Source organism: Enterobacter ludwigii (genome assembly GCF_001750725.1).
Taxonomy (GTDB): Bacteria; Pseudomonadota; Gammaproteobacteria; order Enterobacterales; family Enterobacteriaceae; genus Enterobacter; species Enterobacter ludwigii.
On sequence record NZ_CP017279.1, the window covers coordinates 2,497,213 to 2,512,311 of the forward strand.

The window sequence follows — 15,099 nt, forward strand, 5'->3', positions numbered from 1 at the left end:
AAACGCCTCGGCAAAGACATCACTCAACAAACAGCGATTCGACAACATTAATCCAGCCGTGCTCGCTGGCCACCTCTTTACCCATCAGCCAGCGGCGCAGCATGTTCAGCGCCATCATAGCGCAGACCTCCTGACGTACCGCCAGACTGTGGCGGGTAATGCTCATTTTAACCCGCAAAGCATACGTGCCTTCCGGCGTCGCCAGCGCAAAGTTGAGATGTTCCTCATCCAGCCCCCCCACAAACAGCGCCAGGCCAGCAAAATGTTTCACCCTTCTTTCCGAAGCCCAGCGCGCGGTCTGCGCCAGCGTTTCCTGCTGGAACGGCACCACTTCACTGGCTAACAGCGGCGCACTGGCGCGCGACAGCTGCAGCGCCAGCAGGCCGCCGGTGAACTGTTCGCTTAAGGTCACGCTCAGTTGGCGAGACTGCAGATGTGACGCAATCTGCGCCGGCAGCCCCTCGGTGCCTTCAAAGATCAGGCTTTCACCTGCCACGCGCTGCACCTCCGGCCAGAGCGCCAGCATCGCCGCCTTCTCTGAGGCCGGCCCTGTCAGCTTGAGTTCAATGATGGGCATGGAGGAGCGGTAGCCCATTGAGACACCGGGTGGCAGGGAGAGATGATCAAGACTCTGGGCCAGATCGCTTTCGGAGCGGCCAAACGTGGTCAGACGCAGGCAGAGCGGAGGCTCAGGCAGGGTAAAACGTTCGCGAAGGCGCGGCAGGATCTGCTGCTCGACCATCACTTTAAATTCTGACGGTACGCCCGGCGTGAAGAACATCAGGCAGCGGTTCAGCGTAATGGCAAACCCACACGCGGTACCCACGGGGTTATCGACCAGTTCGGCGCTGGCGGGAATTTCCGCCTGCTTGCGGTTGCTGGGTGCCATAACACGGCCACGTTCGGAGAAGAAACGCTCCATCTGCGCCAGCCACTCTTCATGCAGCACCAGCCCTTCACCTTTTGCGGTCGCGGCGGCCAGGGCGCTGAGATCGTCGCTGGTGGGACCGAGCCCGCCATTCACAATCAACACGTCGGCGTGTTCGCTACGCTCGCGCAGCACATTCACCAGTGACTCAAGATTGTCGCCCACCGTATTGCGGCGCGTTAACGGTAATCCTTGCTCAAAGAAAAGATCGGCAAGCCAGGCAGCATTGGTATCAATAATTTGTCCATGCAGCACTTCGTCGCCGGTGGATAACATCTCCACGTTAATCATTGTGTTCTCCCGCTTATATGGTCAAAACACTATAGCGCAAATGGATGTCGGGAGAAGAGAGAAACTGGCGCGACAGAGTGCCGCGCCGGCGTGATTAGAACCCTGCGCTGACCCCCACGTACGGGCCGTCAGCCAGTGCGTTGTCGCGGTTGCCGTCTTTACCCGCCAGGTTCAGATAGCGATAGCCTGCTTCAATCGTAATCGGACGCATGATGGTCCAGCGCGCGCCCGCGTTGGCTTCTTCATAGCTGTCGATACCGCTGGAGAGCGAATCCGGTGAGTAGTAATACTCGCCGAACAGGCCGAAGCTATCGCCAATTTTCCACTGCAGGCCGCCGCCTACCGCCGCCGCGTAACCTTCATCACCGTCGTTCGGGTTAGTGTAAATCCCCTTACCGCCCACGGTGGCCAGGAACGGGCCAAGCGGAATGTTCAGACCCAGGCCGAGGCTTGCCGCATCGCCATCGTCATCGTTATGTGTCCAGCCGCCGGTCATCGCCAGACCGGAGGTCTCGGTCCCAAGGCCAAAACCGAGGTGAGTATAATCCTGACCCGCCGAGCCGTTGAAGCTGATGGCGTTCGCCGCCGAAGAAACAACCATCAGGCCTAAGCCCACTAATGCCACTTTTTTCATTGTCGTGATCCCGCACAATTTTATAGAGAAGTCCCAAAACCGCGAGATTTTAACCTGAGTCGCCCGGGGATCAAGCACTCTGCGTGCGGCAGGCGAGTAGTTTGTAACGATTTGATACCCGATGTTTTTTTTACGTGAGCAGCAGAAAACGCATTTTAACGCTCAGGCCACCCAGCGTTTCGCTGCGCGTCAGCTGCAAAGGGCTTCGGTGCAGACGGGCAATATCAGCGGCCAGCGCCAGCCCGATCCCTGATCCGGCGGCATCTCCGACGTTATCCAGCCGGTGGAAAGGCAGCATCGCCTGCTGGATCTGGTCCTCTTCAATGCCCGGACCACTGTCCTCCACGCTCAGCTCAACGGCGCCCTGATCTGTTCGCAGGAACACGGTCACTGTCCCTTCTGCAGGGGTATATTTGATCGCATTCTCCAGCAGGTTGGCGCACAACTCCCCCAGCAGCACGTCATCGCCTTCGATCATGATCGGCTGCTGCCGACCGTCATAGCCCAGGTCAATCGCTTTACTGCGCGCCTGCGCCAGCCGGGAGAAGCAGCAGTTTTGCACCACCTGAACCAAATCCACCCGCGCAAACTGGCCCTCCCCCTGCTCCTTACGCTTCACCGCGGAAAGCTGCAGCAGCCGTTCGGTCAGTACAATGGTGTCATCCAGAGTCGCATTCATTGCCCGCAGGCTCTCCTGCCACAGGGCGGGATCCTGACGCGTCAGGGCAACGGAGACCTGGGTTTTCAGCACCGCCAGCGGAGTTTTGAGCTGATGCGAGGCATCCGCGTTGAAGCGTTCCTGACGCGACAGCACGCCGCGCAGCCTGTCGATATAGCGGTTGAACGCCACAATCAGCAGCCGGGTCTCAGACCAGGGCAACAACTCCGGCAGCGGCGCGAGCAGGCCAGGATCACGGCGCACCATCAGCGAAGAGAGCTGGCGCATTGGGCGCAGTACGCGACGCAACAACCACGCGGTCAACACCAGGGTCAGCAGCACCAGCAATCCCTGAGAGACCCATGATGAAAAGAGCAACTGACTGGCGAGATAGCGGCGGGACTGGAGCGTCTCCGCAACATAAATCTCCGCCATGCCGACGATATTCCCTTCATTGACGGGCTGCAGCAGACGCGCGACACGGATCGCCTGCCCGCGGTATTCGGTGTGATAAAACCAGGCCAGCGCCGGATAGAGCGTGGTGCGGGATGTTGCCGGAGGCATCCGCGGCAGATCGTCATAACCGGAGATCACCCGCCCGTCGGGATCAACCACTTTATAATAGAGCCGGTCGTTCATATTGAGTTCAAAGCTGTCGAGCACCACCCAGGGTACATTCACGCCCAGCCTGCCGTCGTGAACCTCCAGCCGCTCCGATATTGTTCGGGCAGAGGATAACAGCGTGCGGTCGTAAGCCTGCGTGGCTGCCTGCAATGCGCTGACATAGCTGTTAAATGCCGACAACCCCCACAGCAACAGCAACGGAAGCCCAAGAAACAGCAGCAGCTGCAGGTAAAGCGACTGCGGCTTAACCCACCTCATCGCCGCACTCCAGCACATAACCCAGTCCGCGAAGGGTGGTGACCCTCACGCCGCTACCGCTGAGCTTTTTGCGCAGACGATGAATATAGAGATCGATACTCTCCGGGCTAACGTCGTCATTCAGGCTAAACACCTGATCGAACAGCTGCTGCCGGGATACGGGGCGGGTCCGGCGATGCATCAACACCTTCAGCAGCGACAGTTCACGCGGCGTGAGCGACAGAGGCTCGTCGCGCAGCAGGAAAAAGCCTTCGTCGTCATATTCCAGCTCCCCAAGGCGCTGACGCTCCTGCGTTCGCCCTTCGCTTCTGCGCAACAGGGCGCGCAGCCGCGCGTCAAGCTCCTCCAGCTCAAACGGTTTCGGCAGATAGTCATCCGCCCCGGCGTTGAGCCCTTTCACCCGGTCCGCCACGTTGCTGCGCGCGGTGAGAAACAGGACGGGCAGCGTCTGACCGCGTTTACGCAGACGATGCACGACCTCCAGACCGTCAAAGCCGGGCATGCCGATGTCCAGAATGGCAACCGCATAGCTTTCTCCCTGCAGCAGATGGTCGGCGGCGCGCCCGTCAGAAACGCAGTCCACGGCAAAGCCCTCCTGCACCAGCGCTTTCTCCAGCCAGTGAGCCAGCTCACGATTATCTTCCGCGAGTAAGAGACGCATATCACATCCTGTAAAGTTGGTGTCGCATTGAAAGGGAAATGAAAGGTTATTGTTTTAACAATCACGCAACGGAACCGCTACAAGGTGGTTCACATAATCAGAAAAAAGACCCGTACCCGTACTCCCGGAACTCCGGCGTGAGGATAAACGATGAAAAAACAACTACTTTCGACGCTTGCTGCAAGCGTATTGATGATAAGTGCCTCTGTCGTTCAGGCGCAGGATGCCCCGTCCCGCACCGAGTGCATCGCGCCGGCGAAACCCGGCGGCGGTTTCGATCTCACCTGCAAACTCATTCAGGTCAGCATGCTGGAGACCGGCGCTATCACAAAACCCATGCGTGTGACTTATATGCCCGGCGGCGTGGGTGCCGTTGCGTACAACGCGATTGTCGCGCAACGCCCTGCGGAAGCCGGCACGGTGGTAGCTTTCTCCGGTGGCTCGCTATTGAACTTGTCTCAGGGGAAGTTTGGCCGCTACGGCGTGGATGACGTGCGCTGGCTGGCAACCGTCGGTACCGACTACGGCATGATTGCCGTGCGCACGGATTCACCGTGGAAATCCCTGAAAGACCTGCTGACCGCCATGGAAAAAGATCCGAACAGCGTGGTGATTGGCGCCGGTGCCTCCATCGGCAGCCAGGACTGGATGAAAGCCGCCCTGCTGGCACAGCAGGCGAAGGTTGATCCTCACAAGATGCGCTACGTGGCGTTTGAAGGGGGCGGCGAACCGGTGACGGCGCTGATGGGAAATCACGTTCAGGCGGTATCTGGCGATCTCAGTGAAATGGTGCCCTACCTGAACGGCGATAAAATCCGCGTGCTGGCGGTCTTCTCTGAGAACCGCCTGCCGGGCCAGCTGGCGAACGTCCCTACCGCAAAAGAACAGGGTTATGACCTGGTCTGGCCGATTATCCGCGGTTTCTTCGTCGGGCCAAAAGTGACCGATGCCGAATATCAGTGGTGGGTCGAAACCTTCAATAAACTCCAGCAGACCGAAGCGTTTAAAAAGCAGCGCGATCTGCGCGGGCTGTTTGAGTTCAACCTGAGCGGCAAGCCGCTGGATGAGTACGTCAAAAAACAGGTCAATGACTATCGCGAACAGGCGAAAGCCTTTGGTCTTGCCAAATAACCGGAGGCGGTATGAGCGATCGTATTTTTGCCGGGATTTGGCTGCTGCTCTGCGTCGGTGGGATGTTCGTCGCCTGGCAGATCCACAGCGAATACAGCTATGAACCGGTGGGGCCGCGCCCCTTCCCGATGGGCATTGTTGGACTGATGCTGCTCTGCTCGGTGGCCCTGCTGCTCCGTCATCCGGATACCGTAGAGTGGCCACCGCGCCGTATTCTGCAGCGTCTGCTGGTGATGGTCATCGTTCTGCTGATGTACGCCTGGGGTTTTGAGTGGCTCGGCTTTCCGGTGGCAACCGCCATCCTGACGATGGTGATCGGTATGCTGTTTAACGCCACCCTCCCGGCGGCGGGGATTTCCGGCGCGGTAATGGGGATCTTGCTGTGGTTTGCCTTTGACCGCCTGCTGGATGTGACCTTACCGCTCGGCGCATGGTTTAATTAACGGAGCACGCTATGGATACCTGGATTTATCTCTCGCAGGGGTTCGCCGTGGCGATGACCCCGGAAAACCTGGTGATAGCCCTGATCGGCTGCTTTGTCGGGACCATTGTGGGTCTGCTGCCCGGCCTTGGGCCGATTAACGGCGTTGCCATTTTACTCCCGCTGGCGTTTGCCCTGCATCTGCCTGCGGAATCGGCGCTGATCCTGCTGGCGACGGTGTATATCGGCTGTGAATATGGCGGGCGAATTTCCTCCATCCTGCTGAACGTGCCCGGCGATGCGGCGGCCATTATGACCGCGCTGGATGGCTACCCGATGGCACGGCAGGGTCGCGGTGGCGTGGCGCTGTCCATCTCCGCGGTCAGTTCGTTTTGTGGTTCGCTGATTGCCATCGGCGGTATCATTCTGTTTGCCCCAGCGCTGGCCCAGTGGTCGCTGGCGTTTGGTCCGGCAGAGTATTTTGCGCTGATGGTCTTTGCCATCGCCTGTCTCGGCAGCATGATGGCGCAGAATCCGCTGAAATCGTTTTTGTCCGCGCTGATTGGCTTAGGGTTAGCCACCGTCGGCGTGGATGCCAACACCGGGGTTTATCGCTTTACCTTTGACAGCGTGCACCTTTCCGACGGCGTGCAGTTTATCGTAGTCGTGATTGGCCTGTTCTCGGTCTCTGAAATTTTATTGATGCTGGAACATACCAGCAGCGGACAGACGCTGGTGCGTAAAACGGGCCGCATGCTTTTCAGTGCCAAAGAGGGCGCACAGTGTATCGGCGCGACGCTGCGTTCGTCGGTGATTGGCTTCTTCGTCGGCATTCTGCCAGGGGCCGGGGCCACCATCGCCAGCGCCATCACTTACATGACCGAGAAAAAGCTCAGCGGCAACAGTGACAGCTTCGGCAAGGGCGACATTCGCGGGGTAGCGGCCCCAGAGGCTGCGAATAACGCCTCGGCCTGCGGTTCGTTTATCCCGATGCTGACCCTTGGCGTACCGGGCTCGGGCACCACGGCGGTGATGATGGGCGCGCTGACGCTCTATAACATTACGCCTGGACCGGCCATGTTTACCGAGCAGCCGGATATTGTCTGGGGGCTGATTGCAGCGCTGCTGATCGCCAACGCGATGCTGCTGGTCATGAACATTCCGCTGATTGGTCTGTTCACCCGGATGCTGACAATTCCCCTGTGGTTCCTGGTGCCGGCTATCGCGGCCGTCTCTGCGGTGGGGGTGTATGCGGTACACAGCACCACTTTCGATCTGGTGCTGATGGTGCTGCTTGGCGTACTGGGCTACATCCTGCGTAAGATGCACTTCCCGATGTCACCGCTGATTTTAGGCTTTGTGCTGGGAGAGATGCTGGAGCAGAACCTGCGCCGCGCCTTGTCCATCAGCAACGGCAATATGTCTATTCTGTGGGACAGCAGCGTGACGAAGGTGCTGTTAGCGATGGCCATCCTGGTGATTGTGGTTCCGCCGGTATTGCGTCTGCTGCGTCGCCGCCAGCGCAAACCGGCACCGGATATCGGTTGATTATCCTTTCAACAGACGGGTGACCCACTGTTTTAATGCCTGGCGGGAGATCTTAATCCCGCCATTTTTGAGCTCTGCCGGCAGCATTAGCCAGTGCACCGGCTGCTCAAAGCGCGCCAGTTTGCCCTGTACCCACGCCGGGAAGCCGGTGATATCGGTTCCCGGTTCACACTCCACCACCGCCACCGGACGCTGACCGAACTCGGCGTCATCGAGTGGGACGATAAACGCCTGGTTTATCTGCGGATGGCGGGCAATAACCCGCTCAAGGCTTTCCGGCTGGATCCCTTCGCCCCCGCTGAAAAAGAGGTTGTCCATTCGGCCAAGGATCGTCAGGCGCCCGTCATGCCATTCCCCGCGATCGCGGGTGGCAAACCAGCCCTGAGCATTGGTCAGCGGAATCAATGCACCGTCCCGCCAGTAACCTGCGGCCATACTTTGCGCGTTGATCCACACTTCACCGTCAACCACCCGCACCTCTCTGCCCGGCAACGCAGCGCCGACGTCCGGTTCACCGTCCGCCTCTTTGGCACAAACCGTTGAGGCAAACTCCGTCAGACCGTAGCCACAGAAAGTGCGGATCCCCCGCTGGCTCGCCTGCTGAGTCAGATCAACGGGGATCGCGGCCCCGCCAAGCAGTACGGCTTTCAGCGCGACAGGCTGGTGTGCATTAAGCAGACGCCAGAGCTGCGTCGGTACCAGTGAGGCATGCGTACAGCCCTGCAGGGCCTGCGCCAGCGGCTGCTTCTCGCGGACGGTTAAGCGCGCGCCAGCCTGCAGCCAGCGCCACAAAATCCCCTGCCCGGAGACATGAAATAGCGGCAGGGAGAGCAGCCAGTCGTCTTCATCGCCGTAGGGCATCAGCGAAAGCACGCCGCGCGCACTGGCAAGATGGGCGGCACAGGTATGGACCGCCGCCTTGGGTAAACCGGTTGAACCGGATGTCAGCGTCATGGAAGCCAGCCGCGACGGTTGCCACGCCACGCGACACCCGCCCGGCGCCTCGCGCATACTGAGCGCGACCAGCCCGTCGTAGACGCCGCCCAGCACCAGGGCAAAGCGCAGCGTCATCTGCGGGAGCAACACGTCCAGCAACGGGTGCGGCAGCTGCGGGTTAACGGGAAGAATACGTGCCCCGCACTGAAGCAATGCCAGCCACGCCATCAGGGTTTGCGGGTGGTTATGCGCCAGCAGCAGTACGCCGTCGCCCTCCTGCACACCCTGCAGCTGAAAGCCCGCGGCCAGTCTGTCGATGCGCGCACACAGCTGTTGCCAGCTGAGCGTCTCATCGTTCAGCCTCAGGGCCGGTTTATCAGCATACTGCGCGCACCAGTGTCGCCACGGCCAGTCGGTAAAACTCATAGCAACGGCTCCAGCCCCTCAACGTCAAGGAGCGGCAGCGTGCTGTCTGGCCACGGTCGGATAAGCTGATTTTGCATCAGGTTCAGCGTATCGAGACCGGGGACAGTGTCTGGCGTTAACCAGGCGGCAATGCGCGCCAGTTGGGTTAGCCCCAGGCTGGACTCAATCGAAGAGCTAATGACCGCCGTCAGCCCGGCGGCATGGGCCGCCGCGACCTGCTCGCGTACCTTAGCAAGGCTGCCGGTCAAGGTCGGTTTAATGACCACCGCGCGGACACCCGGTTCGGCGACAAACGCAAAGCCGTCTTCACGCAGGCTTTCATCCCACGCGATGGCAATGCCGGTTTCACGGGCAAACGCCCGGGAATCGTCGCGAGTTTTACACGGCTCTTCCAGAAACGCGATACGACTGCGGTACGCCGGGTTTACGTACTTCGCGAACTGCTGCGCCTTCAGCGGCGTCCAGGCGCGGTTAGCATCCAGACGCAGATGCAGGTCGGGCAATGCTTCCAGTAAGAGGTTAGCGACCATCCCATCGCGCACCGCTTCATAGAGACCGACTTTGATTTTCGCCACTTTCTCGCCCGGCATGGCGGCGAGCAGCGCAAACAGTTCATCCGGATCGCCCGTACAGAGCGGTGCCGCGCGGTAATTAGCCTCTGCAGGCAAGCTACCGTCCAGCTCCGCCAGCGCGCAGCTAATACCAAAAGCCGCGGAAGGCACCTCCGGCAACGCCGGGTTCGCGCCCTCACGCCACTCACTGGCCCACGCCAGCAATACCGCCTGCGCGTCATCCAGCGATTCAAGGCTAAAACCCGGCAGCGGCGAAATCTCGCCCCAGCCTTCCTGCTCGCCCTGCTGCAGATGCACCAGCATGCCATCACGGGTTTTTAACCGCCGTTCACGCAGCACCACGCCCGCGTCCATCGGTATCTGCCAGCGGTAAACCTGCGCGCGACGCATTACGGATTCCGTTTATATTTGCTGAAGTCAGGCTGGCGTTTTTCGTTAAAGGCGTTGCGACCTTCCTGCCCTTCTTCGGTCATGTAGAACAGCATGGTGGCGTTACCTGCCAGCTCCTGCAGACCTGCCTGACCGTCACAGTCGGCATTCAGGGCCGCTTTCAGGCAGCGCAGCGCCATTGGGCTGTTTTGCAGCATTTCACGACACCAGCGCACGGTCTCTTTCTCGAGGTCGGCAATTGGCACCACGGTGTTCACCAGGCCCATATCCAGCGCTTCCTGAGCACTGTACTGACGGCACAGGAACCAGATTTCGCGGGCTTTTTTCTGACCGACAATGCGAGCCATGTAGGAAGCCCCCCAGCCACCATCGAACGAACCCACTTTCGGGCCCGTCTGGCCAAAGATGGCGTTCTCTGCGGCAATGGTCAGGTCACACATCATGTGAAGCACATGGCCGCCGCCGATGGAGTAGCCAGCCACCATCGCCACCACCGGCTTTGGACAGGTGCGGATCTGGCGCTGGAAATCGAGCACGTTCAGGTGGTGAACGCCAGAGTCATCCTGGTATCCGCCGTAATCGCCGCGCACTTTCTGATCGCCACCGGCACAGAACGCTTTTTCACCTTCGCCGGTCAGGACGATAACACCGATGTTGTCGTCATAGCGCGCGTCTGCCAGCGCCTGAATCATCTCTTTGACGGTCAGCGGACGGAACGCGTTACGCACCTGCGGGCGGTTGATGGTGATTTTGGCAATGCCGTCTGCGGATTTGTGGTAACGAATGTCGGAGTAACCTTCGGAGCAGTCTTGCCATTCAACCGGCGCATAGAGCATGTGTTCATCAGGATAGATCATAGAGAGTCCTTTATTCGAAGACGCAGTATCTGAGCCAGACTCGCAGCAACCACAGCGGGGTTTTCCCGGTGGGCGTTGTGTCCAGCATGGGGGATCGCATGGCGTACGGCGTGCAGTTCAGCCGCAAGGGCTTTGAACTTCTCATCACGTTCACCATATAAATAATCAAAAGCGACGTTGCAGACGCTCAGTCCCGGACGCAAATCAGGCTGCACGGCCAGCGAGGTGGCCTCGAGCATCATCGCCAGAGTCGCGCCATTGTTCTGGCTACGCAGGCGAATAAGCGCCTGCCGCTGAACGTCCGTCAGGGAAGCAAATACGGGTTGTCGGTACCAGTCGGTGAAAACCACGTCGAGCGCCTCGGTACGAAAGCGCCGCGCCCAGCGGCGATCGGATGCCAGCCGCGCACTCCGCTCACCGGCATCCTGTAGCCCGGGATGGCCGCCTTCCACAATAATGCCCTTCAGCCCCTCTGGCTGCTGGCAGGCATGGAACATCGCAATGCGGCCGCCGAGGGAGTACCCCACCAGCCAGAAATTCAGTATGTTGTAACTAAGGAGGGTTCGGGTCAGCAAATCGCTCATCTCCTCGAACCCGGTCACGCCAGCATTGCCGGAACCACCGTGCCCCGGCAGGTCGAGATACAGCTGCGGGTAATCGCTTAGCGCCGCCCCGACCGTCTGCCACTCGCGGCAATCCCCGGAAAAACCGTGCAAAAAGACCAGCCAGGGATAACCCGGCTTTCCAGCCTGCTGCACGCCCGCGAGGATCACAGGTGGCTTACCTGGGCCAGCAGGCTTTGCAGTTTCTGCGCGCCGTCAGCATCGTTCACCACCAGTTCGATCAGCGTCGCACCGGGCTGTCGCCAGGCGCTGCTCAGGGCCGCATCAAGCGCTTCCCAGCTTTCCGGGCGATGGTATTTCAGGCTGAACATTGCCGCGGCGTGTTCAAACTGCACGTTCTGCGGCATCAGATAGAAACGCTCACGTTCGCTCTGCGGGGTGGGCAGCAGGGAGAAAATCTGTCCACCGTTGTTGTTAACCACAATCAGCACAAACGGTGCCGAAACCTGACGCAGCAGCGCCAGGGCATTGAGGTCGTACAGCGCGGAGAGATCGCCGACAATCGCCAGCGTAGACTTCGCGCTGGCACGCTGTACGCCCGCCGCCGTGGAGATCAACCCGTCAATGCCGCTGGCCCCCCGGTTACTGTAGACCGGGTAACCGGCTGGCAGCTTTGAAAAGGCATCTATCAGGCGAACCACCAGGCTGTTGCCGACAAACAGCTGCCCCTGCTCGGGCAGATACTGACGAATACGGTGTGCCAGCCCGGCCTCACTGAACGCTTCGCAGCTCGCCTGGGTTAACGCCCAGGCCTGTTCCGAAAGCGCCGGGATCGCAACGGCCCAGGGCTTGCGTTTTTCAGCCGGATGGAGCGCAAGCCAGGCGTCAATCTCACTGACCAGACGACGACCACGATGGTGTGCCGGGTCGAGCCGCCCTTCCAGCGAGTCCACCAGCCAGTACTCTTCTGGATCACAGGTTGCCTGCCACTGCAGTAACCGTTTACCGGTCAGGCTTGAGCCGAGCTGGACAATAATCTGCGCCTGCGAAAGCTCGGTGACCGCCTTCGCATTCCCCAGCCAGAGATCGGCACACGGCAGCGGCTGACCGGTCTGGGAAAGCACGTCGCCAATCAGCGGCCAGCCAAGGGTTTGCGCCCATTCCGCAACCAGCTTGCCTTGCGCGGCGCTCATGCGCCCGGCAACCACCACGCCACGCTTCTGCCGCCAGAAGAACCAGTCACGTTGTCTGGCGCTTTCAGGATGCGGTTGTGCACGCAGCCACGGCTTTTCACTTTGCCACCACTCACCCAGGGTGCGCTGCCATTCAAGACCGGTGTCATCCATTTCGCCATACAGCGGTTCGGCAAACGGACAGTTAATATGCAGCGCCCCGCCGCGCAGTGTCCCGATGGCATGATCGATTGTCGAGACCAGCCAGCTTGCCGGAATATCCTGAGTAGGACGCGGTAGCGCGATTGCCTGTGAAGGGTGCGAGGCAAAGATGCCCGGCTGACGAATGGCCTGGTTGGCGCCACAGTCGATAAGCTCGGGGGGACGATCCGCGGTCAGCAGGATCAGTTTCTCCCCGGTTAATCCGGCTTCGATCAACGCCGGATAGAGGTTTGCCACCGCGGTACCGGAGGTCACAATCACCGCCACAGGCTCGTTGCTGACTTTCGCCAGCCCCAGCGCCAGATGGCCAAGCCCGCGTTCATCAAAATGAGTGTGGTGAATAAATGCCCGGTTTTCAGCGGCCGCCAGCGTCAGCGGCGTTGAACGAGAACCCGGTGCAATACACACGTGCCTGACGCCATGGCGAGTCAGGGCTTCAAGGATCACCGCCGCCCAGCGTCGGTTAAAAGAACTTACTGACATGAGATTGTCCGGTATCAAGAATGCGACACAGTATAAATAATAGAAAAAATTGGAATTTTGATATGAATCGGGATTGCGCGAATCAGTCTTAATCCCTTAGGAGCAGAGAGCGCAGTCCGGCCGCTTTGTTTTCTATCTCCTGCCACTCCTGCTCCGGGTCAGAGCCGCTGACAATTCCCGCCCCGGCGTACAGCCGCAGGGCGTCTTCGTAAACACGGGCAGAACGCAACGCCACGCAGAACTCGCTTTGTTCAGGGGATAAATACCCGGCAGAACCGGCGTACCACTCGCGGTCGAACGGCTCGTTGTGGTGGATAAAGTCGCGCGCCGCCTGACGCGGCAGACCGGCGACGGCCGCCGTGGGCTGCAGAACATGCAGGCATTGTGCATCGTCAGCGTGTTTGAGCTCGGTCCAGATACAGCGACGCAGATGCTGTACTTTACGCAGCCGAACAACCTGGGCGGGCAGCACCTCCAGCGTCTGGGTATAGTGCTGGAGCCGCTGGCAAATATCTTCCACCACCAGCATATTTTCACGCTGATTTTTGTCGTCGTTCATCAGCCAGTCGCCCAGCCGTTCGGCCTGTTTATCATCGGTATGGCTGGCGACGGTGCCTGCCAGCGCTTCCGTGCGCAGCAGCTTGCCGCGTCTGCGCCACAGGCGCTCGGGGGTCGAGCCGAGAAACGCGTTGCTGGCATCGAACACCATGCAGAAATGGTAGCAGTTCAGGTTCAGGGCGCGGCTGGCAGCCATCAGTGCGACAGGGTTAACAGAGTGCTTAAACTGCAGGTCGGTTGCCCGGGCGAGCACCACCTTTTCAAAATCACCGCGAGCGATGGTCTGGGTTGCCTTGCGGATAAGGCGCAGCCATTCGGGTTGTTCCGGATGATGCTTTTCCTGCACAACCTCAACGGACAGTGGACGAATGGGTCTCGCCTCACCGAGTTGCTGGAGAAAATCCAGCGCGGCGCGGGCATCATCGTGAAGTGAACTGTCGCTCCACAGCTGCAGGCGTAACGTGGCCTGTCCGGCGGTACGTCGCCACACCAGACGCGGTAAAAACAGACTGCCCTGCTCGGGATTAAACGCATTCAGGCCGCAGATACGCGTGTCGCGGGCCGCATCATGCGCCTGCAAAAACTGTGAGGCAAATGCCAGAGAGGAGAAATGCGCGACGGCACCAAGCGCAGCAAGTTCTTCATCACCGTTACGCTGTTGCCAGTAAAACTGAGGATAGCAACGCTGAACACCCAGCCAGGCCAGGGGATCGAAGGCGTCGTTTAACGGGAAAGAGACGTCGAAGTGATGTAAACCGGGTGCAGTGGGTAACGCTTGCGTAAGCTGGCTACGCAGATGCTCCAGCGCGGTGGAAATCGAATTCACGCGAACCTCTCCCTGTTAAAACCGCATATTATACGGGGTACTGACCATAAATAGCAGTACCCACGTATAGGGAGTGGTTAACCGTATAAGGAACGTTAACGGCGGGCTAAAAGCAGCCCCAGCACCAGTCCGACAGCTGCCCCTACCCCGATGCCTTGCCATGGTTTTTCATGGACGTAATCATCGGCACGGTATACCGCCTTTTTCGCGCGGTAGTAGTAATTGTCCGAAGCATGGCTGACGCGATTTTTAACATCATCCAGTGCTTTTTCGGCACGGGCTTTCAACTCAATATATTTCTGATCGGCAGGGTCGCCCGACGAACGTAACACCTCTTCCAGCGTTTCGCTCAGCAAGGCCAGGTCGTCATCGATACGGGTATCCCAGGATTGAAATGACATATTTTTCTCCATGTTAGTACACCAGTCCGCTAACTATAGCCAACGACTCGCCATTACGCCTGTTTCGCTTCCCGCGCCATGCCGATGTGTGGAATACCGTCCTCATCGTACACGTCCGTCACGGGGGTAAACCCAAAATGCCCATAGAACGGTTGCAGGTGCGCCTGCGCGCCCAGATATAACGCCTTGTCCGGCCACTGTTTTTGGCACGCTTCCAGCGTTTTTTCCATCAGCTGATAGCCCAGTTTTTCACCACGCGCGTTGCCGCTGATAATCACGCGGCCAATCACGACAGGCTCAAAATCATCTTCGCTTTTCAGAATCCTCGCATACGCCACCAGCGCGTTGTCCCGCCAGCCAAGAATATGGCGATTCTCGCCAATAAGATCATCGCCATCGATATCCTGATACGGACAGGTTTGTTCAACAACAAACACTTCGCAACGCAGTTTAAGCAGCGCGTAAAGTGACGTTACCGTGAGCTCACTATGGTGTAAATCTTGCCACTGGATCATGTCAGTCTCCTTCCTGGGTTCATC

Annotated in this window: 15 protein-coding genes; 3 read left to right on the forward strand and 12 right to left on the reverse strand. The window is 59.3% G+C overall.

All coding sequences use genetic code 11. The features are described 5' to 3' along the window. Positions 1 to 19: 19 nt before the first annotated feature. The 4 genes from BH714_RS11705 to tctD form a co-directional block, all read right to left on the reverse strand. Positions 20 to 1,219 (reverse strand): nicotinamide mononucleotide deamidase-related protein YfaY, encoded by a 1,200-nt coding sequence (locus tag BH714_RS11705; protein WP_025203597.1) that lies wholly within the window; start codon positions 1,217 to 1,219, stop codon positions 20 to 22. Between the two features lie 94 nt (positions 1,220 to 1,313). Next, positions 1,314 to 1,853 (reverse strand): YfaZ family outer membrane protein, encoded by a 540-nt coding sequence (locus tag BH714_RS11710; RefSeq protein WP_020883156.1) that lies wholly within the window; start codon positions 1,851 to 1,853, stop codon positions 1,314 to 1,316. A 130-nt stretch (positions 1,854 to 1,983) separates the two neighbouring features. Then, positions 1,984 to 3,393, reverse strand: coding sequence for a sensor histidine kinase (locus BH714_RS11715; RefSeq protein ID WP_040018021.1), 1,410 nt, complete (start codon positions 3,391 to 3,393; stop codon positions 1,984 to 1,986). After that, positions 3,380 to 4,054, reverse strand: a complete 675-nt coding sequence (tctD, locus tag BH714_RS11720; RefSeq protein ID WP_014170976.1) for a transcriptional regulator TctD — start codon at positions 4,052 to 4,054, stop codon at positions 3,380 to 3,382. The genes BH714_RS11715 and tctD overlap by 14 nt, the downstream gene beginning before the upstream one ends. 150 nt (positions 4,055 to 4,204) lie before the next feature. Between tctD and BH714_RS11725 the strand changes: the two genes are divergently transcribed. The 3 genes from BH714_RS11725 to BH714_RS11735 are packed head-to-tail and all read left to right on the forward strand — an operon-like array spanning position 4,205 to position 7,154. Next, on the forward strand, positions 4,205 to 5,185 hold the full coding sequence (locus tag BH714_RS11725) for a Bug family tripartite tricarboxylate transporter substrate binding protein (RefSeq protein WP_040018022.1): 981 nt from the start codon (positions 4,205 to 4,207) through the stop codon (positions 5,183 to 5,185). An 11-nt stretch (positions 5,186 to 5,196) separates the two neighbouring features. After that, positions 5,197 to 5,628, forward strand: a complete 432-nt coding sequence (locus BH714_RS11730) for a tripartite tricarboxylate transporter TctB family protein (RefSeq protein WP_020883153.1) — start codon at positions 5,197 to 5,199, stop codon at positions 5,626 to 5,628. Between the two features lie 11 nt (positions 5,629 to 5,639). Continuing rightward, positions 5,640 to 7,154, forward strand: coding sequence for a tripartite tricarboxylate transporter permease (locus BH714_RS11735; protein WP_040018023.1), 1,515 nt, complete (start codon positions 5,640 to 5,642; stop codon positions 7,152 to 7,154). Here BH714_RS11735 and menE read toward each other — a convergent pair whose 3' ends face one another. The 8 genes from menE to BH714_RS11775 form a co-directional block, all read right to left on the reverse strand. Beyond that, on the reverse strand, positions 7,155 to 8,516 hold the full coding sequence (menE, locus tag BH714_RS11740) for an o-succinylbenzoate--CoA ligase (protein ID WP_040018025.1): 1,362 nt from the start codon (positions 8,514 to 8,516) through the stop codon (positions 7,155 to 7,157). After that, positions 8,513 to 9,478 (reverse strand): o-succinylbenzoate synthase, encoded by a 966-nt coding sequence (gene menC, locus BH714_RS11745; protein WP_032678606.1) that lies wholly within the window; start codon positions 9,476 to 9,478, stop codon positions 8,513 to 8,515. The genes menE and menC overlap by 4 nt, the downstream gene beginning before the upstream one ends. After that, positions 9,478 to 10,335: a 1,4-dihydroxy-2-naphthoyl-CoA synthase gene (gene menB / locus BH714_RS11750; protein WP_040018026.1), complete on the reverse strand. Its 858-nt coding sequence runs from the start codon at positions 10,333 to 10,335 to the stop codon at positions 9,478 to 9,480. The genes menC and menB overlap by 1 nt, the downstream gene beginning before the upstream one ends. After that, positions 10,332 to 11,108 carry a 2-succinyl-6-hydroxy-2,4-cyclohexadiene-1-carboxylate synthase gene (gene menH, locus BH714_RS11755; RefSeq protein ID WP_040018028.1) on the reverse strand — a complete coding sequence of 259 codons (777 nt, stop codon included), beginning with the start codon at positions 11,106 to 11,108 and terminating at the stop codon, positions 10,332 to 10,334. Before menH ends, menB begins: the two co-directional genes overlap by 4 nt. Next, positions 11,105 to 12,775 carry a 2-succinyl-5-enolpyruvyl-6-hydroxy-3-cyclohexene-1-carboxylic-acid synthase gene (gene menD / locus BH714_RS11760; RefSeq protein WP_025203591.1) on the reverse strand — a complete coding sequence of 557 codons (1,671 nt, stop codon included), beginning with the start codon at positions 12,773 to 12,775 and terminating at the stop codon, positions 11,105 to 11,107. Before menD ends, menH begins: the two co-directional genes overlap by 4 nt. A gap of 88 nt (positions 12,776 to 12,863) precedes the next feature. Beyond that, positions 12,864 to 14,159 (reverse strand): isochorismate synthase MenF, encoded by a 1,296-nt coding sequence (gene menF, locus BH714_RS11765; protein ID WP_040018030.1) that lies wholly within the window; start codon positions 14,157 to 14,159, stop codon positions 12,864 to 12,866. A 95-nt stretch (positions 14,160 to 14,254) separates the two neighbouring features. Beyond that, positions 14,255 to 14,560 carry a stress response protein ElaB gene (elaB, locus tag BH714_RS11770; RefSeq protein WP_020883147.1) on the reverse strand — a complete coding sequence of 102 codons (306 nt, stop codon included), beginning with the start codon at positions 14,558 to 14,560 and terminating at the stop codon, positions 14,255 to 14,257. 53 nt (positions 14,561 to 14,613) lie between these two features. Then, a complete protein-coding gene (locus BH714_RS11775) occupies positions 14,614 to 15,075 on the reverse strand; it encodes a GNAT family N-acetyltransferase (RefSeq protein ID WP_014170987.1) in 462 nt (153 codons plus the stop codon). Positions 15,076 to 15,099 lie beyond the last annotated feature (24 nt).

Excerpts from the sequence above, each read along its gene's own strand:
- BH714_RS11705 (WP_025203597.1), bottom strand. The coding sequence starts at position 1,219 with ATGATTAACGTGGAGATGTTATCCACCGGCGACGAAGTGCTGCATGGA.
- BH714_RS11710 (WP_020883156.1), bottom strand. The coding sequence starts at position 1,853 with ATGAAAAAAGTGGCATTAGTGGGCTTAGGCCTGATGGTTGTTTCTTCG.
- BH714_RS11715 (WP_040018021.1), bottom strand. The coding sequence starts at position 3,393 with ATGAGGTGGGTTAAGCCGCAGTCGCTTTACCTGCAGCTGCTGCTGTTT.
- tctD (WP_014170976.1), bottom strand. The coding sequence starts at position 4,054 with ATGCGTCTCTTACTCGCGGAAGATAATCGTGAGCTGGCTCACTGGCTG.
- BH714_RS11725 (WP_040018022.1), top strand. The coding sequence starts at position 4,205 with ATGAAAAAACAACTACTTTCGACGCTTGCTGCAAGCGTATTGATGATA.
- BH714_RS11730 (WP_020883153.1), top strand. The coding sequence starts at position 5,197 with ATGAGCGATCGTATTTTTGCCGGGATTTGGCTGCTGCTCTGCGTCGGT.
- BH714_RS11735 (WP_040018023.1), top strand. The coding sequence starts at position 5,640 with ATGGATACCTGGATTTATCTCTCGCAGGGGTTCGCCGTGGCGATGACC.
- menE (WP_040018025.1), bottom strand. The coding sequence starts at position 8,516 with ATGAGTTTTACCGACTGGCCGTGGCGACACTGGTGCGCGCAGTATGCT.
- menC (WP_032678606.1), bottom strand. The coding sequence starts at position 9,478 with ATGCGTCGCGCGCAGGTTTACCGCTGGCAGATACCGATGGACGCGGGC.
- menB (WP_040018026.1), bottom strand. The coding sequence starts at position 10,335 with ATGATCTATCCTGATGAACACATGCTCTATGCGCCGGTTGAATGGCAA.
- menD (WP_025203591.1), bottom strand. The coding sequence starts at position 12,775 with ATGTCAGTAAGTTCTTTTAACCGACGCTGGGCGGCGGTGATCCTTGAA.
- elaB (WP_020883147.1), bottom strand. The coding sequence starts at position 14,560 with ATGTCATTTCAATCCTGGGATACCCGTATCGATGACGACCTGGCCTTG.
- BH714_RS11775 (WP_014170987.1), bottom strand. The coding sequence starts at position 15,075 with ATGATCCAGTGGCAAGATTTACACCATAGTGAGCTCACGGTAACGTCA.